The following is a 19,220-nucleotide window of genomic DNA, read 5'->3' as shown; positions in this document are numbered from 1 at the left end:
ATGTACTACGCCTACAAGTACCGTCTCAAGCCGTCCGATGCCCACCGTGAGGAGTTGGACCGCCACCGAGACATTTGTAGGCAACTCTACAACCACACGCTCTACCGCCTCAACGAGTACCAAGACGAACACGGCGAACTGCCGTCCATGACCGCGCTACGGTCGGAAATCCCCGACCTCAAGAGGTGGTGGGACGGCCTCTCGGACGTGTACTCGAAAGTTCTCCAAACCGTCGTGGAACGCCTGTTCGACAACCTCAAAGGACTCTCGGCGCTCAAGAAGAACGGCTACGGTGTCGGCCAACTCAAGTGGAAGCCGCCACGGGAGTTCCGCAGTTTCACGTACAGTCAGTCTGGCTTCAAGCTCGACAAGAAGGGCGGTCAGACTGTCCTGTCTCTCTCGAAACTCGCGGACATCCCGATTCGGCTTCACCGCGCCATCCCCGACGACGCGAAGCTCAAACAGGTCACGGTCAAGAAGGAACCGACGGGCGAGTGGTTCGCCACCTTCGGCGTCCAAATGGACCGTGAACCGCCCAAACCACCTGAGAATCCCGAGAAGTGCGTCGGTATCGACGTGGGGATTCTCAAGTACGTCCATGACACCGACGGTACGGCTGTCGGGTCACTCGACCTTTCCAACGAGCGCGAACGCTTGGAACGCGAGCAACGGAAACTCTCACGCAAACAGCATGGGTCGAATAACTACGAGAAGCAACGGCGACGAGTCGCGGAGTGTCACGCCGATCTCCGACGGAAGCGCCGTGACTTCTTACACAAACTCTCGAACTACTATGCTCGGGAGTACGACCTCGTGGCGGTCGAAGACCTGAACGTGAAGGGAATGATGGAGTCGCCGTCGAACAGCCGCAACACGGCGTCTGCCGCGTGGCGGAAGTTCCTCTCGTTGCTCGAATACAAGTGTGAGCGAGCGGGGACGCACTTCCTGGCGGTCAACCCGAGAGGGACGACCAAGGAGTGCGCGTCGTGCGGCGTTTCGACGGAAAAGCCGTTGTGGGTCCGTGAACATTCCTGTCCCGCTTGCGGGGTTGAGGCGGACAGAGACGCGAACGCGGCGTGGAACATCCTTTCTCGCGGTCTACAAGATGTAGGAGTGGGACACTCCGAATCAACGCCTGTGGAGACTGCGCTCCCTGTGGATACGCCTGTGTCTGCAAAGCGCGTCGTGGAAGCAGGAAGCCCTACCCTCAAGGAGCGAACGGCGTCAGCCGTGAGCGAGTAGGGTAGGGTAGTTCACCGGCGCGGTCTATCGATTCAGCGACGCCGCCGGGGCCGTCGCCCGCTCCCGCTGAACTCCGCGGCGAGCCGACCGAGGTACCACACGACGACCAGCCCGACGAGGAAGCCGCCGCCGAGCGCGGCGAGCAACTGGAGAGGCGACGGGTCCAACTGGAGGGCGAGGAGCGGCGGCGAGGCCGTGACAATCGCGAGCAACGCGATCCTGATCTTCCGGTTCCCCGCGTCCCGTTCGGACTCGGAGATGGGTCCTACCACCGCGATCCCCTCATCTGTGTTCCGACGACTCCCGGCGCGACGCTCATGCGCCCACCACGTCCCCGGCGAACATCAAGGCGACGAACCGAACCCGTTCGTCCGAGTTCGGTGCCGCCGGAGCGACCGCGGAACTATCGTCGCCCCGGACCGTCCGTCGGACGTGCCCACGTCGACGGTCGATCGGTGCGTTCGGTCCCGCACGGGCAAAAGACTCTCGACCGTTCACGCCGTCTCTGGGCTCTCTCCGCCGTGAACGGTCTGGGTCGTTTAAGACCGTTCGGCGGCTCGTGTCGAGTGCCCCTACCCGCCGTTCCGGTGCGACGGGCGCCGCGGCGACGCCGCCCGCGCCCCGCGTCGCCCGCTCCGCTCCGGGACTCGCCCCTCCCCGCCGTTTCGCGGCGTTTTTGACCCGACCCCGACAAGCGAGCGGCATGGACGACGAACTCCGCGAGCGCGTCGCGGCGGCCGGCGAGGCCGCGGCGCTTTTCAACGCGCTCAAACACGGCAGCGACCCGGACGTGGGCGCGATCATGGGGCCGATCATGGGCGAGAACCCCGAGTTCCGCCCGCACGGCGACGAGATCCCGGGCGTCCTCGCGCCGGTCGTCGAGGAGGTCGGCGAGATGGACGAGGCGGCCCGCCGGGAGCGGCTCGGCGAACTCGCCCCCGATAAGCTCGCGGAGCTGGAGGCCGACGACGAGGACGACGACCGCGTCCTCCCCGATCTCCCGAACGCCGAGGACGGCGAGGTCGTGATGCGCGCCGCGCCGAACCCCAACGGCCCGTGGCACGTCGGCCACGCGCGGATGCCTGCCGTCATCGGGACGTACAAGGAGCGCTACGACGGCGAGTTCATCTGCCGGTTCGACGACACCGACCCGGAGACGAAACGCCCCGACTTAGACGCGTACGACGCCATCCTGGACGACATCAAGTACCTCGGCTTCGAGCCCGACCGCGTGCTCTACGCCTCCGACCGGCTGGAGACGTACTACGAGCACGCCCGCGACCTGATCGACGCCGGCGGCGCGTACACCTGCTCGTGCTCCGGCGACGACTTCTCCGAGCTGAAGAACGCGGGCGAGGCGTGCCCGCACCGCGAGAAGGACGCCGAGACGGTCCGCGAGGAGTTCGCGGCCATGGTCGACGGCGAGTACGGCTCGGGAGAGATGGTCCTCCGCGTGAAGACCGACATCGAGCACAAGAACCCCGCGCTGCGCGACTGGGTCGCCTTCCGGATGATCGACACGCCCCACCCGCGCGAGGCGGCCGCCGACTACCGCTGCTGGCCCATGCTCGACTTCCAGTCCGGCGTCGACGACCACCTCACTGGCGTCACCCACATCATCCGCGGCATCGACCTCCAGGACTCCGCGAAGCGCCAGCGGTTCGTCTACGACTACTTCGACTGGGAGTACCCCGAGGTGCTCCACTGGGGCCACGTCCAGGTCGACGAGTACGACGTGACGCTCTCCACCTCGACGATCAAGGGGCTCATCGCGGACGGCGAGCTGACGGGCTGGGACGACCCGCGCGCCCCGACCATTCGGTCGATGCGCCGTCGCGGGCTCCGGGGGCAGGCCTTGGTCGACTCGATGACGGAGCTGGGGATGTCGACCTCCGACGTCGACCTCGCGATGTCGTCCGTCTACGCGCATAACCGCGACCTCGTCGACGACGAGGCGGACCGCTACTTCTTCGTCCGCGACCGCGACGACGCGCCCGCCGTGGCGCTCCCGGTCGTCAACGGCGACGCGCCCGCGCCCGCGGCCGGCCATCCGCCGCTCCACCCCGACCACGAGGACCGTGGCGACCGCGAGGTGCCCGCCGGCCGGGTCCTCGTCGAGTCCCCCGACCTCCCGAGCGAGGGCGAGCGCGTCTGGCTCAAGGGGTACGGCTGCGTCCGGTACGAGGGCGACGAGCTCGCCTTCGTCGACGACGGCATCGAGGTCGTCCGCGAGGGGGACGTGGACGTGGTCCACTGGGCGCCCGCTGAGGAGGGCCTCGACACGCTCCTCCGGACCGTCGACGGCGACGTGCGCGGGATCGCCGAACCCGCGCTCGCCGACGTCGACCCCGACACGGTCGTCCAGTTCGTGCGCGTCGGCTTCGCCCGGATCGACGGGTTCGACCCCGAGGCGACCGACGAGGAGGACGGCCCGAACGGAACCGAGGACCTGCTAGCGTACTACGCGCACCCGTAGGCCGAGGTCGGCGATGTCCGGCCGCCCGGCGGCGCTGCGCTCGGTCGACCGAATCCGTTCGTCGGGGAATTTAAACCCGCGACCGGCGAAGCGAGGGCAACGATGGCCATCGACTCGAACTTCGAAGCGAACCGCGAGCGGGTCGGCGAGGAGGACGGCGTCGCCGTGTGGGGGCCCGTCGAGCCGCCGGAGAAACAGGGGATCCGCGGCACCCACGTCGCGGTCGACTTCGACATCTGTCTCGCGGACGGCGCGTGTCTGGAGGACTGCCCGGTCGACGTGTTCGAGTGGACGGACACACCCGGCCACCCCGAGTCCGAGCGGAAGGCGAACCCAGCGGACGAGGACCAGTGTATCGACTGTATGCTCTGCGTTGACGTCTGTCCGGTCGACGCGATCGATGTCGACCCCGGACGCGAGAACCGATTATAAGTAGTCGTTCTCGTTGTGGTGGCGGTCTCTGTGTGCCGAGTTGTTCTTTCATAAATGGTCAACAGCGGATCGCCGACGAACCTCTCCAAAGCCCCAGTCGCGAGGCGGATACACGCTCGCTGCGCTCCTCGTCGCTCACTTCGTTCGCTCCTGCGGTGCTTGCGTCGCCTGCGTCCGCCTCGCGACTGCCCCTTTGAGTGCCGCCTCGACCGCACAGCACGGTACCTCACGCCTCCCCAGCCCCGCGGTTCGCGCTCTCCGAGCGCGAACCGTGTCCCTCGCGCGTGCTCCTCACGCCCTACGGGCGTTCGGAGGCACGCGCCACCGCAGACCTGTTAGCAAGCGGCCGTAGCCGATCCGCTCATTCGCCGGTGAACCGCTCCCGCTCCGCGAGCGCGAAGTCGGTCCCGTACCGCTCCACGAGGGGGGTGTAGGCGTCGCCGAGCGCCCGCATACACGCGCTCGTCGAGGCGAAGCCGAGGTCGTCGGCGACTTCCTCCCACGGCCGGCCTTGGAGGACCTTCCGAACGAGCAGGCGCTCCGCCCGGTCGTCGAGGTCGGCCCCCTCGACCAGCGCCGCGAGCGCGAGGTCGCGGAACGCGCCGGGCGCGCTGTCGTACATCCCCGGCCCGACCGACGCCCCGACGACGGAGCGCCACTCGGTCTCGGTGAGATCGACCGGGACGGAGGCGGAACACGCACCCAGCGCGCCGCGGATCACGTCCGGGTCGACGTCGCGGTGCGCGTCGGAGAGCCCGTCGCGCTCGCGGTCCCGGAAGGCGACCGCGTGGCGGGCGAGCAGGTCGCGCCCGGCCGCGGTCTCCGGGCGCAGCATGATCGCGGAGTGCTCCCCCGAGGCGTCGTTGCGGCTCGTCGAGAGGTGGCCGATCCGGTATCCCGCGCGCTTCCAGAAGCGGAGCAGGCGCGGCGTCGCGCCGTAGCCGACCGAGAAGTAGTCGACCGGCTCTCCGTCGTCGTGAGTCGCTTCGCCGTCGCCCGCCACTCCCCCCCCGAACTCCGCGTGGACCTCGTCGAGCAGCCGCGAGCCGAAGCCGGCGTCCCGGAGCGCGTGGTGGGTCGCGATCCGGACCGTTCGCAGGCCGCGCGGAGTAGCGGCGTCCTCGTCGCGGAGTTGGCTCGTGAGTACGTCCGGCACCATGTTGCCGCGGACGCGCTCGCCCTCGTACATCCGCCGCCGCGTCTCGGCGTCGAGGCCGCCCTCCCGCGCGAGGAGCGCGACCGCGACGACCCGGTCGTCCGCGACGAGCGCGCGCGCGACGAGGTTCGGCGCGTCGAGCAGCCGCGCGAGGTCGTTCGGCTCCGTCCGGTAGTGTGCGGTGACGAGCAGCCCGAACGCCTCGCCGAGCAGCGTCTCGTCCGCGCGCAGTTCCTCCGGGTCGAGCGCCCGATACGTCGTGTCGTCGGCCGACGCGTCCGCGACCGCGTCGTCGACCGCCGGGCGAGCGTCCAACAGGAGCGCCCGCGACGCCCACGCCTCCACCGGGTCGTTCCGCGCGTACCGGATCGGCTCGTCGAGCCGCACGTCCCGGACCGCGAACCGCGAGCCGACCAGCCGCTCCCGGAACCGGACCGCGAACCCGCGGCCCGCCCCCTCGTAGCCGTGGACCGTCGTACAGAACGCGACCGCGGGCACGTCGAGGAACCCCTCCAGCAGGCGCACCGGGAGCGCCGCCGCCTCGTCGACGATCACCGCGTCCGCCCCGTCGGCGTCCGCCGCGGCCGCCGCGGGCGACATGAACCGGACGCGACCGCCGGCCGGCGTTCGGAGGTCGCGCTCGTCCGCGTCGCCCCCGCGGTCGTTGCGGTCGGCTTCGCCGCACCCTCCGTCTGTCTCGGTTCCGATCAGCTCTCGGGCCCGCGCGAACACCTCGGCGGCGTTCCGGAACGCGGGCGCGGTGACGAGCACGTCGGCGCCGCCGAGCGCGAGCGCGCCGGCCGCCAGCCCGGCCGCGCTCGACTTCCCGCGCCCCCGGTCGGACTCGACCACGACGGCGGCGCCGGGCTCGGCGAGCGCTTCGAACGCCCGCAGCGCCCGCGACTGGTCGGCGGTGCGGCAGGCGTCGTACGCGGCCGCGGGGAACGTCGCGCCCGGCGGCGCGCTCGGAGCGCGACGAGCGCTCGGGCCGTCGCGCTCGGCGGCCTGCTCGCCGGTGAGCCCGTCCCGTTCGAGGGCGTCGCGCTCCGGCCGGTCGCCGAGCGCGACCACCGCAACGCCGGGATGCGTCCGGAGCGTCGACGCGAGGCGCTCGCGGAACCGTCCCGTCACGTCCCCGACGCCGTACGGGGGGACCGCGAGCGAGTCGTCGAAGCGGTCCCGGACCGCCGGCCAGTCGTCGAGCGGGGGCGTCAGCAGGATCAGGAGCCCCCCGCCGTCGACCGCGCCGACCGCGCGGCCGAGCGCGTTGGGGACGAACCGCTCGTGGCAGTCGAGGACGACCGCCTCGCGGGTGCGTCCGAGCAGCTCGTCGGCGCTCCGCGGGCGGTGTTCCTCGAACCGGAATCCCTCCCGGGTCGAGACGAGCGAGACCGCCTCGTCGTCGACGCCGAGGGACACTATCGCGTCGTAGGCGGCGTCGGTTCCCCGGTCGCGGTCGCCCGCCAGCACGAGGACGCGCCGCTCGTTCGTCCGCTCGGCCTCGGCGCGCAGTTCGCGCGCGACTCCCGCGATCATCTCCGCTCGTGGTTGCCGAGGCGCGGTCATGTGTCTTCCCCTCCGCGCGTCGCCGAGGCGAGTTGCTCGTTCACGACGCTCCGGCGACGCCGGCAAAGGCGGGAGGCTTACGGCCGCGCGGCGCGTCGCTCCTGGCATGACCACGGTCACGCTCATCGGGACTCGGCTCGCGGACGTGGGCCGCGAGTTCGTCTACGAAGGGGAATCGGCCGGCTGCGAAGGGTGTCCCTACCGCGGCCAGTGTCTCAACCTCACCGAGGGGAAGCGGTACCGGGTGACAGACATCCGCGAGAACGCCCAGACGCTCGACTGCGCCGTCCACGACGCGGGCGTCCGCGCGGTCGAGGTCGAGCCCGCGTCGGTCCCGGCGAACGTCCCGTCGAAGCGCGCGTACGCCGGGAGCAAGGCGTCGCTCGCCGGTCCCTGCCCGCACACCGAGTGCCCGAGCCACGGCTACTGCGTCCCCGACGGCGCCGACTTCGACGAGGAGCGCGTCATCGATCAGGTGCTCGGCGACCCCCCGCACGAGACGTGCGCGCTCGACCGCGACCTGACGCTCGTGGAGTTCCGCGCGGAGGAGTGAGTCCGGCCGCGGGGCCGCTCGCTTCGCTTACAGCGAGGTGATCGCGTTCAGCGTGATCCGGATCGCGCGCTCGACGTTGTCCTTCGCCTTCTCCGGTAGTTCGTCGTCGGAGTCTGCCCCCTTCTGCGTGCCCGCGACGAGGTTGCCGTCCACCGTACAGATGGCGCCCGCCGCGAGCCCCTTGCGCCGCGCGAGCGAGAAGACAGTCGCCGCCTCCATCTCGATTGCGAGCAGGTTCGCGTCGTTCCAGTCCTCGACGTACTCGTCGTCCTCGTTGTAGAACGTGTCGTCCGAGACGATGGGGCCGACGTGGATCTCCTCGTCGTTGTCCTCGGCCGCATCGACCAAGCCGGTGAGTACGTCGTAGTCCGGGACCGCCGGGTAGTTCGCCGACTCGTACCGCTTGCTCGTCCCCTCCTCCTTGGCCGCGCCCGTCGCGACGACCATGTCGCCGACCTCCATCTCCGGCTGGAGCGCGCCGCAGGTGCCACACCGGACGAACGTCTCCACGCCGACCCGCGAGAGCTCCTCTACGGCGATGGCGGCCGACGGGCAGCCGATCCCGGTCGAGCAGATTGTGAGGTCGACCCCGTCGTAGGTCGCGTTGACGATCTTGTATTCGCGGTTCTGCGCGACGACCTCGCTGTCGTCACAGAGGTCGGCGATCCGGTCGACGCGGCCGGGGTCCCCGGGGATGACCGCGATCTCGTGGACGTCGCCCTCCTCGACAAGCAGGTGCGGCTGTTTCGCCATACGAGCGGGGACAGGCGCCGCGCGCAAAAACCGACCGGTCGGCGGACGGGAAGCGTGCCGATCCGGATTTAATATCGCGCTATGTGCTTTACAGACGCCGTCGAACGGCGGCCCAGCGCGCTTCGACCGTCCCGATCGACGCGGCGAATCGGCCGTTTTATCGCCCGACGCCGTCAGGCTCCGGTATGTCCGACGCGGACGCCTCGGCCGACCTCGGATCGACCATCGCCGCGCTCACGGTCGCGTTCGTCCTCGTCACACTCGTCGCCGGGACCCTGCTCGGCTTCAACTGGACGCAGGCGGTGCTGCTCGGCGGGTTCGCGGGCGTCGTGGCCGCCGCGTCGGCGTGGCTGACGGAGCGGCGAGCGGGCGGCGACTGATCTCGCTCGGTTCCGGCCCCGATCGAACTCGCCCGAGTATCGCGACTGAGAGGTCGACGGAGGCTTTTATACCCGCTCGGCGTCGACACCGCACAATGCGATTCAGTCGCGACCGTCGGGGCCAGTCGGTCGTGGTCGGGACGGTGATCCTGTTCGGGTTCCTGATCGTTGCGCTCTCGCTGTATCAGGTCCAGGTGGTGCCACAGGAGAACGGACAAACGGAATTCGAGCACTTTGAGGAGGTACAAAACGACCTCGTTGAGCTCAGGAACGGGATCTCATCGGCCGGGAGTTCCGAGCGTCCGCAGTTCGTTGACGTGAAACTTGGGACGAGCTACCGGACTAGGACGTTCACGACTAACCCACCTGATCCGGCGGGAACGCTACGGACAAGCGACGCGTACCCCATCACGATCACCGATGATTCCGACACCACGGTGAACGTCTCCACGCGATTCATCGAATACCGGCCGCGGTACAACGAGATAGAATCGGGATCGACGTGGTACGATAATTCCGTTCTCTACCTCGATGAGACGAACTCGAACCGTCCTGCGGTGATCATCGAAGACCAGAACATCTTGGTTGACAACGACACGCTCAGGCTGACAGCCGTCCAGAACGATTTCAGCGCGTCCGGTACTCGGAGGGTCGCCGTGGAAATATACCCGACGACCAACGCCACCAACCTGTCGGAATTGAACGGGACGCTTGATATCCGAATCCCGACACGATTGGGAAGTGGAGATAGCTACTGGAATGAGTCGATCGAGAACGGCTCTATCACGTATCAGGGCATGAACGACTCCGCTTACCCTTCGTCAAGCGAGGTGTCGGCGCTGTTGCTTCAGGCCGATAGCCCGGACAACGTTACCGTAAATTCGGTCGGCATTCAGTCGGAGCCGACTGGGGAGACGGCGAAAAATAACGTTGGTCCGGTCAGAGGTAGCGAAAGCAGCAGTGATAATAATGTCGATACCAAACCAACATTTAATACTCTGACTGCGAATTCATCAAAACCAAAGTCCAACCGGAATTTTGAGTTCACCTGGTCAATAGAGGGACCGTTTGATCAGATTACATTTGTTGCGGGTGCTGAATCTACAACTAGTACTGTACGGTCTGGATCAGCGTCTCTCGATATTGGGAATGGTAAGAAAGACGTCTCTGCCACGGTGGAGGGTCCAGGGGGCACTGAGGAGTGTACTGCCGATATTAAAAATAACGAATTCCTTAATAAAAGTGGCTTCACCTGTACGGTTTCATCCGCATAATCGCTGACCTGTCTGCTGGTTGATTACTTTGTTTAGATATTTATTCCACAATCAACGTACTTCTCATCGACAAAGCCATATGCCGGCCGCATGAACGACCGTGTATGACCGCAGTCGGGATCGACGGCATCGAGATCTGGACCGGGAAGCTCAAACTCGACCTGCCGGGGACGTTCGCGCCGGAGAAGGGCGACGACCCCGAGAAGTACACGAAGGGGCTCGGGCTCACTAACTCCTCGTTCCCCGACGTGTACGAGGACATCGTCACGATGGGCGCGAACGCCGCGAAGGGGCTGATGGACCGGAAGGGGCTCGAACCCGAGGACGTCGGCCGGATCGACGTCGCCACCGAGTCGGCGTTCGACCACTCGAAGCCCGTGTCGACGTATATCGCCGGCTGCCTCGAACAGGTGTACGACGGCGACTTCACCCACGCCAACAAGGGCGAGCGCAAGTTCGCCTGCCTCGCCGGAACGCAGGCCATTGACGACGCGTACAACTGGATCCGCGCCGGCCGGAACCGCGACCGCCCCGCGCTCGTCATCACCACGGACACGGCGCTGTACGCTCGCGGTGACCCCGGCGAGGCGACGCAGGGCGCCGGCGCCGTCGCGATGCTGATCGACGAGGACCCCTCGGTCGTCGAACTCTCGACGGACCAGGGGTACGGCTCGAAGGACGAGACTGACTTCCTCAAGCCGAACCAGCAGTTCCCCAGCGTCGACGGGAAGCGGTCGGTCCAGGTGTACCTCTCCCGGATGCGCGAGGCCCTCGAAGACTACGAGTCCGTCACGGACGACATCGAGCTGGAAGACTTCGCGTACGCGCCGTTCCACACGCCGTTCCCCGGCATGGTCCGGAAGGCGGCGCTCCTCGCCTACCGTCACGTCATCCGCGATACAGCCCACGAGGACGCGCTGGCCGACGAGATCGGCCGCCAGCCCCGCGAGGGCGAGTACGACGACCGGGAGGCCTACGAGGAGGCGATCCGCGGGTACATGGACGAGCTAAAGACCACCGAGCAGTACCAGACGTGGTACGACACGGCAGTCGAGCCGACGCTCGGCCTCTCTCGCGAGGTCGGCAACTGGTACACCAGTTCGGTCCACATCGCCCGCGTGAGCGCCCTCCGAGACGCCCTGACCCGCGACCGCGAGTTCGTCGGCGACACACTGCTCGTCGCTTCCTACGGCTCGGGCGCGCAGGCCGAGATCCACGCCGAGACGATCCGAGAGGGGTGGCGCGCCGAGATCGAGCGGCTCGACATCGACGACCAGCTCGACGCCCGCTACGACCTGACGTGGGAGGAGTACGAGGACGTCCACGACGTCCACGAGTACGACGCCGACCTCGGGCGCGAGGTCGAGGAGTTCACGCAGCCCGATGGGGAGTTCGTCTTCACCGGCTGGGGGCGGATGAACGAGCGCCAGTACGAGTACGCCGAGTAGCGCCGCGACCGCCGCTGACCGGCAGGCTCACCGAACCGTGAGTCATCCGCAGCGGCCCGCAATCCCGTGAAAACGGCTCACACGGGTCGTTCGCGATACGATGCTTTTAAACGACGCTGGCGTGAATTGACACTCAATGGTGACCATCTACGACGTGCCGGCCGACGACCTCATCGAGGCCGTCGCCGCCCGCCTCGAGGACCGGATCGAAGAGCCCGACTGGGTCGAGTTCGCCAAAAGCGGCGCGGGCAAGGAGCTCCCGCCGGAGCAGGACGACTTCTGGTACGTCCGCTCCGCGAGCCTCCTGCGAAAGGTCGCGCAGAACGAGCCGATCGGCATCGAGCGGCTCGCGACCGAGTACGGCTCGAAGAAGCGCGGCTCCAATCGCTACATCGTCCGCCCCGGCGAGCACGAGGGGGGCTCGCGTAAGCTCATCCGTTCGTCGCTCCAGGCGCTCGAAGAGGACGGGCTCGTCACGACCGCCTCCGGCGAGGGTCGCCGCCTCTCCGACGAGGGCGAGGCGTTCCTCTCCGAGGTCGCGACCGAGGTCTTCGAGGACCTCGACCGTCCGGAACTCGAACGCTACGCGTAAACCGATATCTCTGTTTCTGGCCGCTTTACCGCCGTAGCGACTGCTTTCTCGGTCACATCGCACGCGCCTCGCAAGCGGTTGCTTCGTCTCGCGAGTTCGCCCGTTGCGCACGTTGTAAATCGAATACCGCTATACAAAATCTGAGATCGGGTAACTCGACACATACGCGTCGGCCTTCTTCTCCTCGGACGCTCTCCTTCGGTCGCTCCCCCGCTACCTTCTTGATCCCGCGTCTCGGAGTGCCGCCGTGAGTCGCGCATGACGGAGTCACGCGTCGGCACGGTCGAACGAATTCACGTCGCCTCTGGGACGGGCGGCGACCCGGAGCCCCGGGAGGCGGTCGAGGCGGTCGCGGACCGCGGGCTCCGCGGCGACCGCTACTTCGACGGCGACGGGATCTACAACGAGCAGTCGGAGTTGGAGCCGAGCGACATCACGCTGATTGAGGCCGAGACGCTTGCGGCCGCGGCCGCCGAACACGGCGTCGACCTAGAGGCGGGCGCGCACCGGCGCAACGTCACGACGCGTGGTGTCGACCTCAGGGAACTCGTCGGCGAGCGGTTCCGGGTCGGCGAAGCGACCGTCGAGGGGACGGGTCGCTGCGAGCCCTGCGGCTACATGGCCGATCTCGCGGAGGAGTCCGACGCGGTGACCGCGCTCGACGGTCGCGGCGGGCTCGACGCCCGCATCGTGGAGTCGGGAACGGTAGCGGTCGGCGACGAGGTCGTCTGGTAGCGACCGACCCCGAGTTATCCGGTGTTCTTCATCCCGGCGGCGATGCCGTTGACGGTGAGCCGCAGGGTGCGCTCCTCCTCGTCGGTGCGGTGGGTGCGTCCGAGCAGGTTCGCCTGGAGGAGGTTCAGGGGGTCGACGTAGGGGTTCCGGCGGTTGAGGCTCTCTTCGAGCCACTCGCGGCGGAGCAGCTGGTCGCGGCCGCTGATCGACAACACTAGCTCGCGGCCGCGCTCGTACTCGTCGACGAGTTCGGGGAAGAAGCGCTCGCGGAGCTCGTCGTCGGCGAGGTCGGCGTACTCGGCGGCGATTTCCGGCTCAGTGCGCGCGAGCGCCAGCGAGGCGTTGTCGAGCGTGGTCCGGAAGAACGGCCACTCGTCGAACATCTCGCGGAGCGTCTCCAGCCCCTCCTCCTCGCCGACCTCGTCGAGGTAGGCGTCGATCCCCGAGGCGATCGCGTACCAGCCGGGGAGGATGAGCCGCGTCTGGGTCCACGAGAACACCCACGGGATCGCGCGGAGGTCCTCGACGCTGCGCTCGCCGGAGCGGGAGGCGGGCCGGGAGCCGAGGTTGAGGTCCTCGACGACGCTGATCGGCGTCGCCTGCTCGAAGTAGGAGACGAATCCGTCGCTGTTCAGCAGTTCCCGGTACGTCTCCCGGGCGGCGGGCGCCATGACCTCCATCGCCTCCACCCAGCGGTCCGGGACGTTCTCGACCGGCTCCTCGTTCGCCTCTTTCCGGGCGCGGATCTGTGCGTCCAGCATCTGTTCGAGCTCGCGCTCGGCGATCCGCGGGTTGGCGTACTTCTCGGCGATCGCCTCCCCCTGCTCGGTGAACTTCACCTGTCCGGTGACGGTCTCGTTCGGGAGCGCGGTCAGCGCCTCGTTCATCGGGCCGCCGCCGCGCGAGATGGAGCCGCCGCGGCCGTGGAACAGCCGGAGGGTGACCTCCTCCTCGCGGCAGAACCGGGCGATCCGGCGCTGGTTCTCGTAGAGGTCCCAGTTCGCGGCGAGGAACCCGTTCTCCTTGTTGGAGTCGGAGTAGCCGAGCATGACCTCTTGGACCTCGTCGCGTGCCTTCAGCGCGGCCGCGTACGCCTCGTTCTCGAAGAGGGTACCGAGGATGCGTTCGGCCCCGTTGAGCGCCGATTCGGTCTCGAGCAGCGGGACGACGTCGACCGCGCAGTGGTCGGGTAAGGAGACGACGCCGACCTGGTCGGCCAGGAAGAGCACCTCCAGCACGTGGCTGGGTTCTTCCGTCATCGAGATACAGTAGGTGTCTATCGCCTGCTGGCCGTACTCGTCCTGCCAGCCCGCGAACGACGCGAACCGGCGGAGGACGCGCTCCGTCGTCTCGGAGACGTCGCCGGGTTCGTCGACGTCGACGACCGGGTCCTCTTGGAGGATCGCCTCGGTGAGGAAGTCGACGCGCTCGTCTTCGTCCATCTCGGCGTAGTCGACGCCCTCGGCCGCGACCGCCTCGGCGACGGCCTCGGTGTGGTTCTCGCGGTGGTCGCGCAGGTCGAGCGACGCCAGCGTGAGCCCGAACGTGTCGACCTGCCGGCGGAACGGCTCGACGAACGACTCCAGCACCGACTCCTGTCCGTCCTCGCGGAGCGACTCGGCGATCACGTCGAGGTCGTCAAGGAACGCGTCGCCGTCGGGGTACTCGCCCGGCCGGACGTCGTTGACGCGGTCGAGGCGCTCGCGCATCAGCCGGAGCTTCTGCCGGTACGGCTCGTCGGGGTACCGCTCGCGCGCCTCCTCGACGACGGTCGGGAACCGCTCGGCGTCGGCCGCGAGCGACTCCGCGAGCGCGTCGCCGTCGGCGTACCGGTCGCCGTCTTGGCTCAGCACCGCGGAGAGCCGCTTACAGCGGTCTCGGTACTTCTCGACGGCGACCTCGCGCTGGCGTTCGAGCGTCTCGTCGGTCACCTCGGGCGTGACGAACGGGTTGCCGTCGCGGTCGGAGCCCGCCCACGAGCGGAACTCGAAGAGCTTGGGGCAGTCGACGTCGTCGTACTCCTTCGAGATGGTCTCCTCGAACTCCTCGTAGGCGTCACCGACGACGTCGAACAGCGTGTTCTCGAGGTACCACTGGACGTTGCGCGCCTCGTCTTCCGGCTCGGGGGCCCGCTGGCGAACCTGTCGGGTGCCCCACAGGCTGGTTACCTCGGCGGTGACGTCGCGCCAGACGGCGCGCCGCTCGCGGTCGGTGAGGTTGCGCTCGTCGAGCTCGCCGAGGTGGTTCGCGATCGAGCGGAGCTTGGACTTCACGGTCGACCGCCGGGCCTCCGTGGGGTGAGCGGTGAACGTCGGCTCGATGAGCACGTCGGCGAGCAGCTCCTCCAGTTCGTCTGCGTCGACGCCGGCCTCGGCGAACTCGGCTATCGTCGCGTCGAAGGAGTCGTGGAGGGCGGTCCCGTCGTCGGCGTTCCGGACCGCGCGGACGCGCTCGCGCTCCTCGGCGAGGTTGATGAGCTCGAAGTACGTCGTGAACGCGCGGGCGACGACCTCCTCGCGTGTCGTCGAGAGGTCGGCGACCGCCTCGTGGAGGGCGGCCCGGTCCGCGGCGTCTCCCCGCCGGTAATCGATCGCCGCGTTCCGCAGCGTCTCGACCGTCTCGTACGCGTCCGTCGACGCCTGTGCGGCCAGGACGTCTCCCACCAGCGCCCCGAGTTCTCGAACGTCCGTCCGCACGTCCCGATTATACAACTTCATACCACAGACAGTTCGGTCGGGATCGGTTAAATCCGTGGGCTAGACGAATGCTTGCCCCGGTTCCGAGTAAATTCGATCACGAACGTTCCTTGCCGACCCCGGCCGGAGGCGATGGCGGCGGCGACTTGTCGGTCCCGGGCGCGGCCCGGTTCCGAAGCGTCGCCGTCGACCCGGAATGGCTCCGATTCTCGCCGCTGTGGAGGGTTCGTCACCCTTTTTACCGATCCAACCTCAGTAGCGAGCATGAGTGCGTCCGATAAGTATCCGTCTGAGTCCGGGCGGCGACGCTTCGTGAAGGGCGTCGTCGGCGGCGCGGCCCTCGCTGGGGTCGGCGCGATGGGGTCGGCGACCGTGAACACCCTGACGACCGCCGGCGGCGTCGGCGGCGGGTCGACGGTCGCGAAGACCATCGCGCAGACCGGCGGTCCGGCGCCCCGCGGGCTCCCGCAGATCCCCGTTCAGGTCAACGATGACGGGTACATTGAGGGCATCTGGCCCGAGACGACGACCATCACCCAGGAGGGACAGGAGATCGAGGTCGCACAGGAGGATCTCGGCGGGACGACCTACTCCGGCGCGTGGTTCCAGTACTGCGGCGTCGAGTCGCAGGAGAACGTCCAGCCGAACTTCGAGTCCGACAACCTGTTCCGCGCCGCGAGCGGCCCGCCGTACGACTGGCAGTCGAACACCTACTCGGGCGGCGACCGGATCCACATCGACGACTTCGACGACTACGAGGAGTGGGGGAACGGAATCGGCAGCGACGGCGTCGGCAAGCCGGCGATGACCACGTGGCGCTCCGAGGACTCCGACACGAACCTCAACGCGATCGTGATCCGCTCGCCGGAGATCGAGGAGGCGGCCCAGAACGACGAGTGGCTCCAGGCCTCGACCGATCAGGGGTTCATGGCGTACCTCAACGTCTGTACCCACTTCTGCTGTATTCCGGGCTACAAGGAGCTAGAGGAGTCGGCCCGCTACGACGCCGCCGACGGCTCGTACTGCGTCTGCCACCAGTCGACGTACGACCCGTTCACCATCGAGGAGGCGCTGTTCATCGCGCGTCCCCGTCCCGACGAGTAATCCCAGCCCGAGGAGTAACCCCGCCCTGTCGCGGCTCCGCCCTCTTCTCCGCTCGTCCCTCGGACGTCTCGTGTAAGTCGTCGCCGCGCTTTTCACCTCGCTCGTCCGAGGGAATGACATGAGCGACGACCCCGCTTCCGACGAGTCCGTCTCCAAGGCCGCCGGCGACGACGACCGATCCGCGGCCGCCGGCGGTGCGGACGCCCCCGCGAGCGACGACTTCGAGGCAGAACTGGCCCGCGCCCGCGACCTGCTCGACGGCGACGACATCGACGCGGTCCACGTCGGCGTCGTCCGCGACGGCGAGGTCGACACCACGTTCGCCCAGCGCACCGACGACGACCCGGAGGGGGCGGGACTCCGCGCGCTCGCGCTGCTCGCCGCACACGTCAGGCTGGTCGCGGGCGAGGCCGGCGTCGAGCCCTCCACCGTCGCCGGCGACGCTGCGACGCTCGCGGGGCAGGTGGAACAAATCCCGACGGACACCGAGCAGATCCCCGATGAGTAGCGGGCCGGCTCGTCGTCGCCGGCTGTCTCCGGCGCCGGTCTACTCGGACCCGCCGGACTCCGCCGAGCGGATCCGACGGAGCTGGTGGGCCACGCCCGCGAGCGCGACGAGCAGGACCGCGAGGTTGAACACCGCGAGCGCCACGGACTGGTAGGCCGGATCGAACCACGTGCGGATCGCGTTGCCGGACTGGCTGTAGAACCCCCAGCCAGCCACGACCGCGAGCAGCGACAGCACTGCCAGCCCGACGCGGTCGAGCAGCCCGCGGAGGTCGTCGGTCGAGAGGCGGCCGAAGCCGCTGGAGCCGGCCGGCTCCGTCCAGTAGTCCGTGTCGGTCTCTTCCGGGTCCGTCCGGTCGGGACCCGTTTCCGTGCGGTCGGTCGCGTCGGTGTCGTCTGTCATTGGCTGTGGTGGGTCGCGGGTGCGGTCGCCGTCGGCAGTCGCGCGGTCGTCGCTCGGGCCGTCACGTGGCGGTTCGTCGGTCGCATCAGCACGCGACGGTTCGTCAGTCATCGTCGCCTCCGTGCGAGCAGCGCCGTGACGACGAGCGCGACGAGCGCGACGAGCGGGCCGAAACCGGGCGTCGCGTCGCCGCTGGCGCCGCCGTCTCGCGTCGCTCCGTCGTCACCGGCACTGTCGCCGCCGACGCCCCCCTCGCCGCGCTCGAAGTCCTCGACGGTGAACTGCACGTCGCGGACCGTCTCGTTCGCGGAGAGGGTCTCCTGCGGGTTCAGGTTCGCGACGCCCTGCGTCTCGTCGACGAGCACGTCGTCGTCGAACAGCGCGGCGTCGACGTAGTAGTTGTAGCCGTTCGGCACCTCGACGGTCGCCGTCACGGTGTCGGTGCGACCGGGGCGGACGGTGCCGACGGTCTCCGTCGCCTCCCCGGCGATCACGTTCGACTCCGCCTGCCGGAGGTAGAGCCGGAGGTCGACGTCGTCGCTCGGCTCGTCGCCGCGGTTCGTCACGGAAATCGACGCCGACAGCGTCGCCGTCTCGTTGTCGGCCTCGGTGACGCTCACGGCGACCGTCGGCCAGACCGTCCCGTCGGTGAAGCCGACCCTCGTGTCCGCGTAGTCGGGCGTGAGCGCTGCGACGCCGCCGACGCGAGTGGTCTGTTCCTCGCGGCGCTGGCCGTCCGCGAAGACGACCGTCTCGATGCGGTAGCCCCCCTCGCGCTCGACGTCGACCGTGCCGTTGACCGTTTGCTCCCCCTCGAAGTCGACGTCGCCCACGTCGACCGTGGTCTCGTCGACGAGGAGGCCGGACTCGCTGCCAATCGCGCGGTGGCGGACCGTGACGTTCTCGACCGTCGAGCCGCGGTGGCGGAGGTCGGTGCCGAGCCGGAGCTCGGCGGTCTCGCCGCGCACCTCGCCGGGCGCGACGGTCGCGCCGGCGACGTCGATCCGGCCGGGCGGCTCGTTCGTCTCCCGCGGGTCGGTGATCGCGCCGGGGACGGCGACGGCGCCGACCGCGCTTGCGACGAGGAGGGCGGCGGCCGCCGCCAGGAGGGCCGTGCGGGTGTCCATACGCGACCCCTCACGAGCGTCATATAAGTGCTTTGTCCAGTCGGCGTCTGCGCTTGGAACCGAGCTCAGAGGAGGCGATACCGCCCGTTCGACTCGGTGAGTTCGCCGCGGTGCGCGAGGCGGGTCAGGATCTCGCGGGCCGCGTCGGCGGGGACGCCGTCGGCCGCGGCGCGATCCACGACGGCCGCCTCTGTCGGGTCGTCGAGGGCGTCGACCGCGTCCCGGACGACCTCGGTGCGGCTCCGGGAGCCGCCCCCGCCGCCCTCGGCGCGCGAGGCGGCCTCGTCGACGGCGTCGGCGTCGATGCCCGACGACTCGAGGTACTCGCGGTCGCCGATGCCGGCGTCCTCGACGGCGGCCTCGAGGTCGGCGACGTGGTCCACCTCGGCGAACGCCGCGCTGTCGCCGCGCTTCTTGGCGAGCAGCGCGGACCGCGCCTGGCGGGCCGCCGCGCGCTCCTCGGACTCGAAGAAGCGCTTGAGCTTGGCGGTCCGGTGGGTCTTGCCGCACCGCGAGCACTTCGCCGTCTCGCTCGTCTCCGGGTCCGTGACCAGCCACATGTTGGCGCACTCGTTACAGCCGACGACCGCGTACATGCGACGGGGTTCGCCGGCCCCGAAGTTGAACCCTCGGCTCCGAGACGCGGCCGGGCCCTCAACAACCCAACACGATGCCGTGGCGCGTGCCTCCGAGTGGCCGCCTCCGGCGGCCGCGAGGAGCACGCGCGAGGGAGTCGCGAGCGAAGCGAGCGACGAGGCTGGGGAGGTGTGAGGCGC

18 protein-coding genes are annotated in these 19,220 nt (G+C 68.7%); 11 read left to right on the top strand and 7 right to left on the bottom strand.

The window, feature by feature from the left end; translation table 11 throughout:
• Positions 1-1,242 carry an RNA-guided endonuclease TnpB family protein gene (locus tag EXE41_RS04395; protein WP_137690382.1) on the top strand — a complete coding sequence of 414 codons (1,242 nt, stop codon included), beginning with the start codon at positions 1-3 and terminating at the stop codon, positions 1,240-1,242.
• Between the two features lie 32 nt (positions 1,243-1,274).
• Here EXE41_RS04395 and EXE41_RS04390 read toward each other — a convergent pair whose 3' ends face one another.
• Entirely contained in the window at positions 1,275-1,514 is a 240-nt protein-coding gene (locus EXE41_RS04390; RefSeq protein ID WP_080508553.1) for a hypothetical protein, read from the bottom strand.
• Between the two features lie 431 nt (positions 1,515-1,945).
• On the opposite strand from EXE41_RS04390, the gene EXE41_RS04385 reads away from it, so the two are divergent.
• Both EXE41_RS04385 and EXE41_RS04380 read left to right on the top strand, forming a co-directional pair.
• Positions 1,946-3,718 (top strand): glutamate--tRNA ligase, encoded by a 1,773-nt coding sequence (locus tag EXE41_RS04385; RefSeq protein ID WP_137690381.1) that lies wholly within the window; start codon positions 1,946-1,948, stop codon positions 3,716-3,718.
• 102 nt (positions 3,719-3,820) lie between these two features.
• Complete coding sequence (locus EXE41_RS04380) at positions 3,821-4,150, top strand: ferredoxin family protein (RefSeq protein WP_086216421.1); 330 nt, start codon at positions 3,821-3,823, stop codon at positions 4,148-4,150.
• 361 nt (positions 4,151-4,511) lie between these two features.
• Here EXE41_RS04380 and tmcA read toward each other — a convergent pair whose 3' ends face one another.
• The gene (gene tmcA / locus EXE41_RS04375; RefSeq protein ID WP_137690440.1) at positions 4,512-6,842 is read right to left on the bottom strand and encodes a tRNA(Met) cytidine acetyltransferase TmcA; all 2,331 of its coding nucleotides are present in this window, start codon (positions 6,840-6,842) and stop codon (positions 4,512-4,514) included.
• 136 nt (positions 6,843-6,978) lie between these two features.
• Here tmcA and EXE41_RS04370 point away from each other — a divergent pair, with 136 nt between their 5' ends.
• On the top strand, positions 6,979-7,425 hold the full coding sequence (locus EXE41_RS04370; protein WP_049930303.1) for a UPF0179 family protein: 447 nt from the start codon (positions 6,979-6,981) through the stop codon (positions 7,423-7,425).
• A gap of 27 nt (positions 7,426-7,452) precedes the next feature.
• On the opposite strand, the gene EXE41_RS04365 is transcribed toward EXE41_RS04370, so the two are convergent.
• On the bottom strand, positions 7,453-8,178 hold the full coding sequence (locus EXE41_RS04365) for a nucleoside phosphorylase (protein ID WP_137690380.1): 726 nt from the start codon (positions 8,176-8,178) through the stop codon (positions 7,453-7,455).
• Positions 8,179-8,363: 185 nt separating this feature from the next.
• Here EXE41_RS04365 and EXE41_RS04360 point away from each other — a divergent pair, with 185 nt between their 5' ends.
• The 5 genes from EXE41_RS04360 (at position 8,364) to EXE41_RS04340 (ending at position 12,607) form a co-directional block, all read left to right on the top strand.
• The gene (locus tag EXE41_RS04360) at positions 8,364-8,558 is read left to right on the top strand and encodes a hypothetical protein (protein ID WP_137690379.1); all 195 of its coding nucleotides are present in this window, start codon (positions 8,364-8,366) and stop codon (positions 8,556-8,558) included.
• Between the two features lie 95 nt (positions 8,559-8,653).
• Positions 8,654-9,832: a hypothetical protein gene (locus EXE41_RS04355; protein WP_137690378.1), complete on the top strand. Its 1,179-nt coding sequence runs from the start codon at positions 8,654-8,656 to the stop codon at positions 9,830-9,832.
• Positions 9,833-9,936: 104 nt separating this feature from the next.
• Positions 9,937-11,280: a hydroxymethylglutaryl-CoA synthase gene (gene hmgB, locus EXE41_RS04350; RefSeq protein ID WP_137690377.1), complete on the top strand. Its 1,344-nt coding sequence runs from the start codon at positions 9,937-9,939 to the stop codon at positions 11,278-11,280.
• Between the two features lie 136 nt (positions 11,281-11,416).
• Entirely contained in the window at positions 11,417-11,872 is a 456-nt protein-coding gene (locus tag EXE41_RS04345; protein WP_049930313.1) for a 30S ribosomal protein S19e, read from the top strand.
• Between the two features lie 258 nt (positions 11,873-12,130).
• The gene (locus tag EXE41_RS04340) at positions 12,131-12,607 is read left to right on the top strand and encodes an MOSC domain-containing protein (protein WP_137690376.1); all 477 of its coding nucleotides are present in this window, start codon (positions 12,131-12,133) and stop codon (positions 12,605-12,607) included.
• Positions 12,608-12,621: 14 nt separating this feature from the next.
• Here the strand turns inward: EXE41_RS04340 and ppc are convergent, their stop codons facing one another.
• A complete protein-coding gene (gene ppc / locus EXE41_RS04335; protein ID WP_137690375.1) occupies positions 12,622-15,324 on the bottom strand; it encodes a phosphoenolpyruvate carboxylase in 2,703 nt (900 codons plus the stop codon).
• Between the two features lie 243 nt (positions 15,325-15,567).
• Between ppc and EXE41_RS04330 the strand changes: the two genes are divergently transcribed.
• Positions 15,568-16,407: a cytochrome B gene (locus EXE41_RS04330; protein WP_086216850.1), complete on the top strand. Its 840-nt coding sequence runs from the start codon at positions 15,568-15,570 to the stop codon at positions 16,405-16,407.
• Between the two features lie 118 nt (positions 16,408-16,525).
• Positions 16,526-16,915 carry a hypothetical protein gene (locus EXE41_RS04325; RefSeq protein ID WP_049930320.1) on the top strand — a complete coding sequence of 130 codons (390 nt, stop codon included), beginning with the start codon at positions 16,526-16,528 and terminating at the stop codon, positions 16,913-16,915.
• A gap of 39 nt (positions 16,916-16,954) precedes the next feature.
• Here the strand turns inward: EXE41_RS04325 and EXE41_RS04320 are convergent, their stop codons facing one another.
• The 3 genes from EXE41_RS04320 to EXE41_RS04310 form a co-directional block, all read right to left on the bottom strand.
• Complete coding sequence (locus EXE41_RS04320) at positions 16,955-17,428, bottom strand: hypothetical protein (RefSeq protein ID WP_137690374.1); 474 nt, start codon at positions 17,426-17,428, stop codon at positions 16,955-16,957.
• Complete coding sequence (locus tag EXE41_RS04315; RefSeq protein WP_086220236.1) at positions 17,425-18,444, bottom strand: PGF-CTERM sorting domain-containing protein; 1,020 nt, start codon at positions 18,442-18,444, stop codon at positions 17,425-17,427. The genes EXE41_RS04320 and EXE41_RS04315 overlap by 4 nt, the downstream gene beginning before the upstream one ends.
• A 65-nt stretch (positions 18,445-18,509) precedes the next feature.
• Positions 18,510-19,040 (bottom strand): DUF5817 domain-containing protein, encoded by a 531-nt coding sequence (locus EXE41_RS04310; protein ID WP_049930326.1) that lies wholly within the window; start codon positions 19,038-19,040, stop codon positions 18,510-18,512.
• Positions 19,041-19,220: the final 180 nt, after the last annotated feature.

Source organism: Halorubrum sp. SD690R (assembly GCF_005435035.1).
Classification (GTDB): domain Archaea; phylum Halobacteriota; class Halobacteria; order Halobacteriales; family Haloferacaceae; genus Halorubrum; species Halorubrum ezzemoulense.
This window is presented reverse-complemented; position numbering and strand designations above follow the sequence as displayed.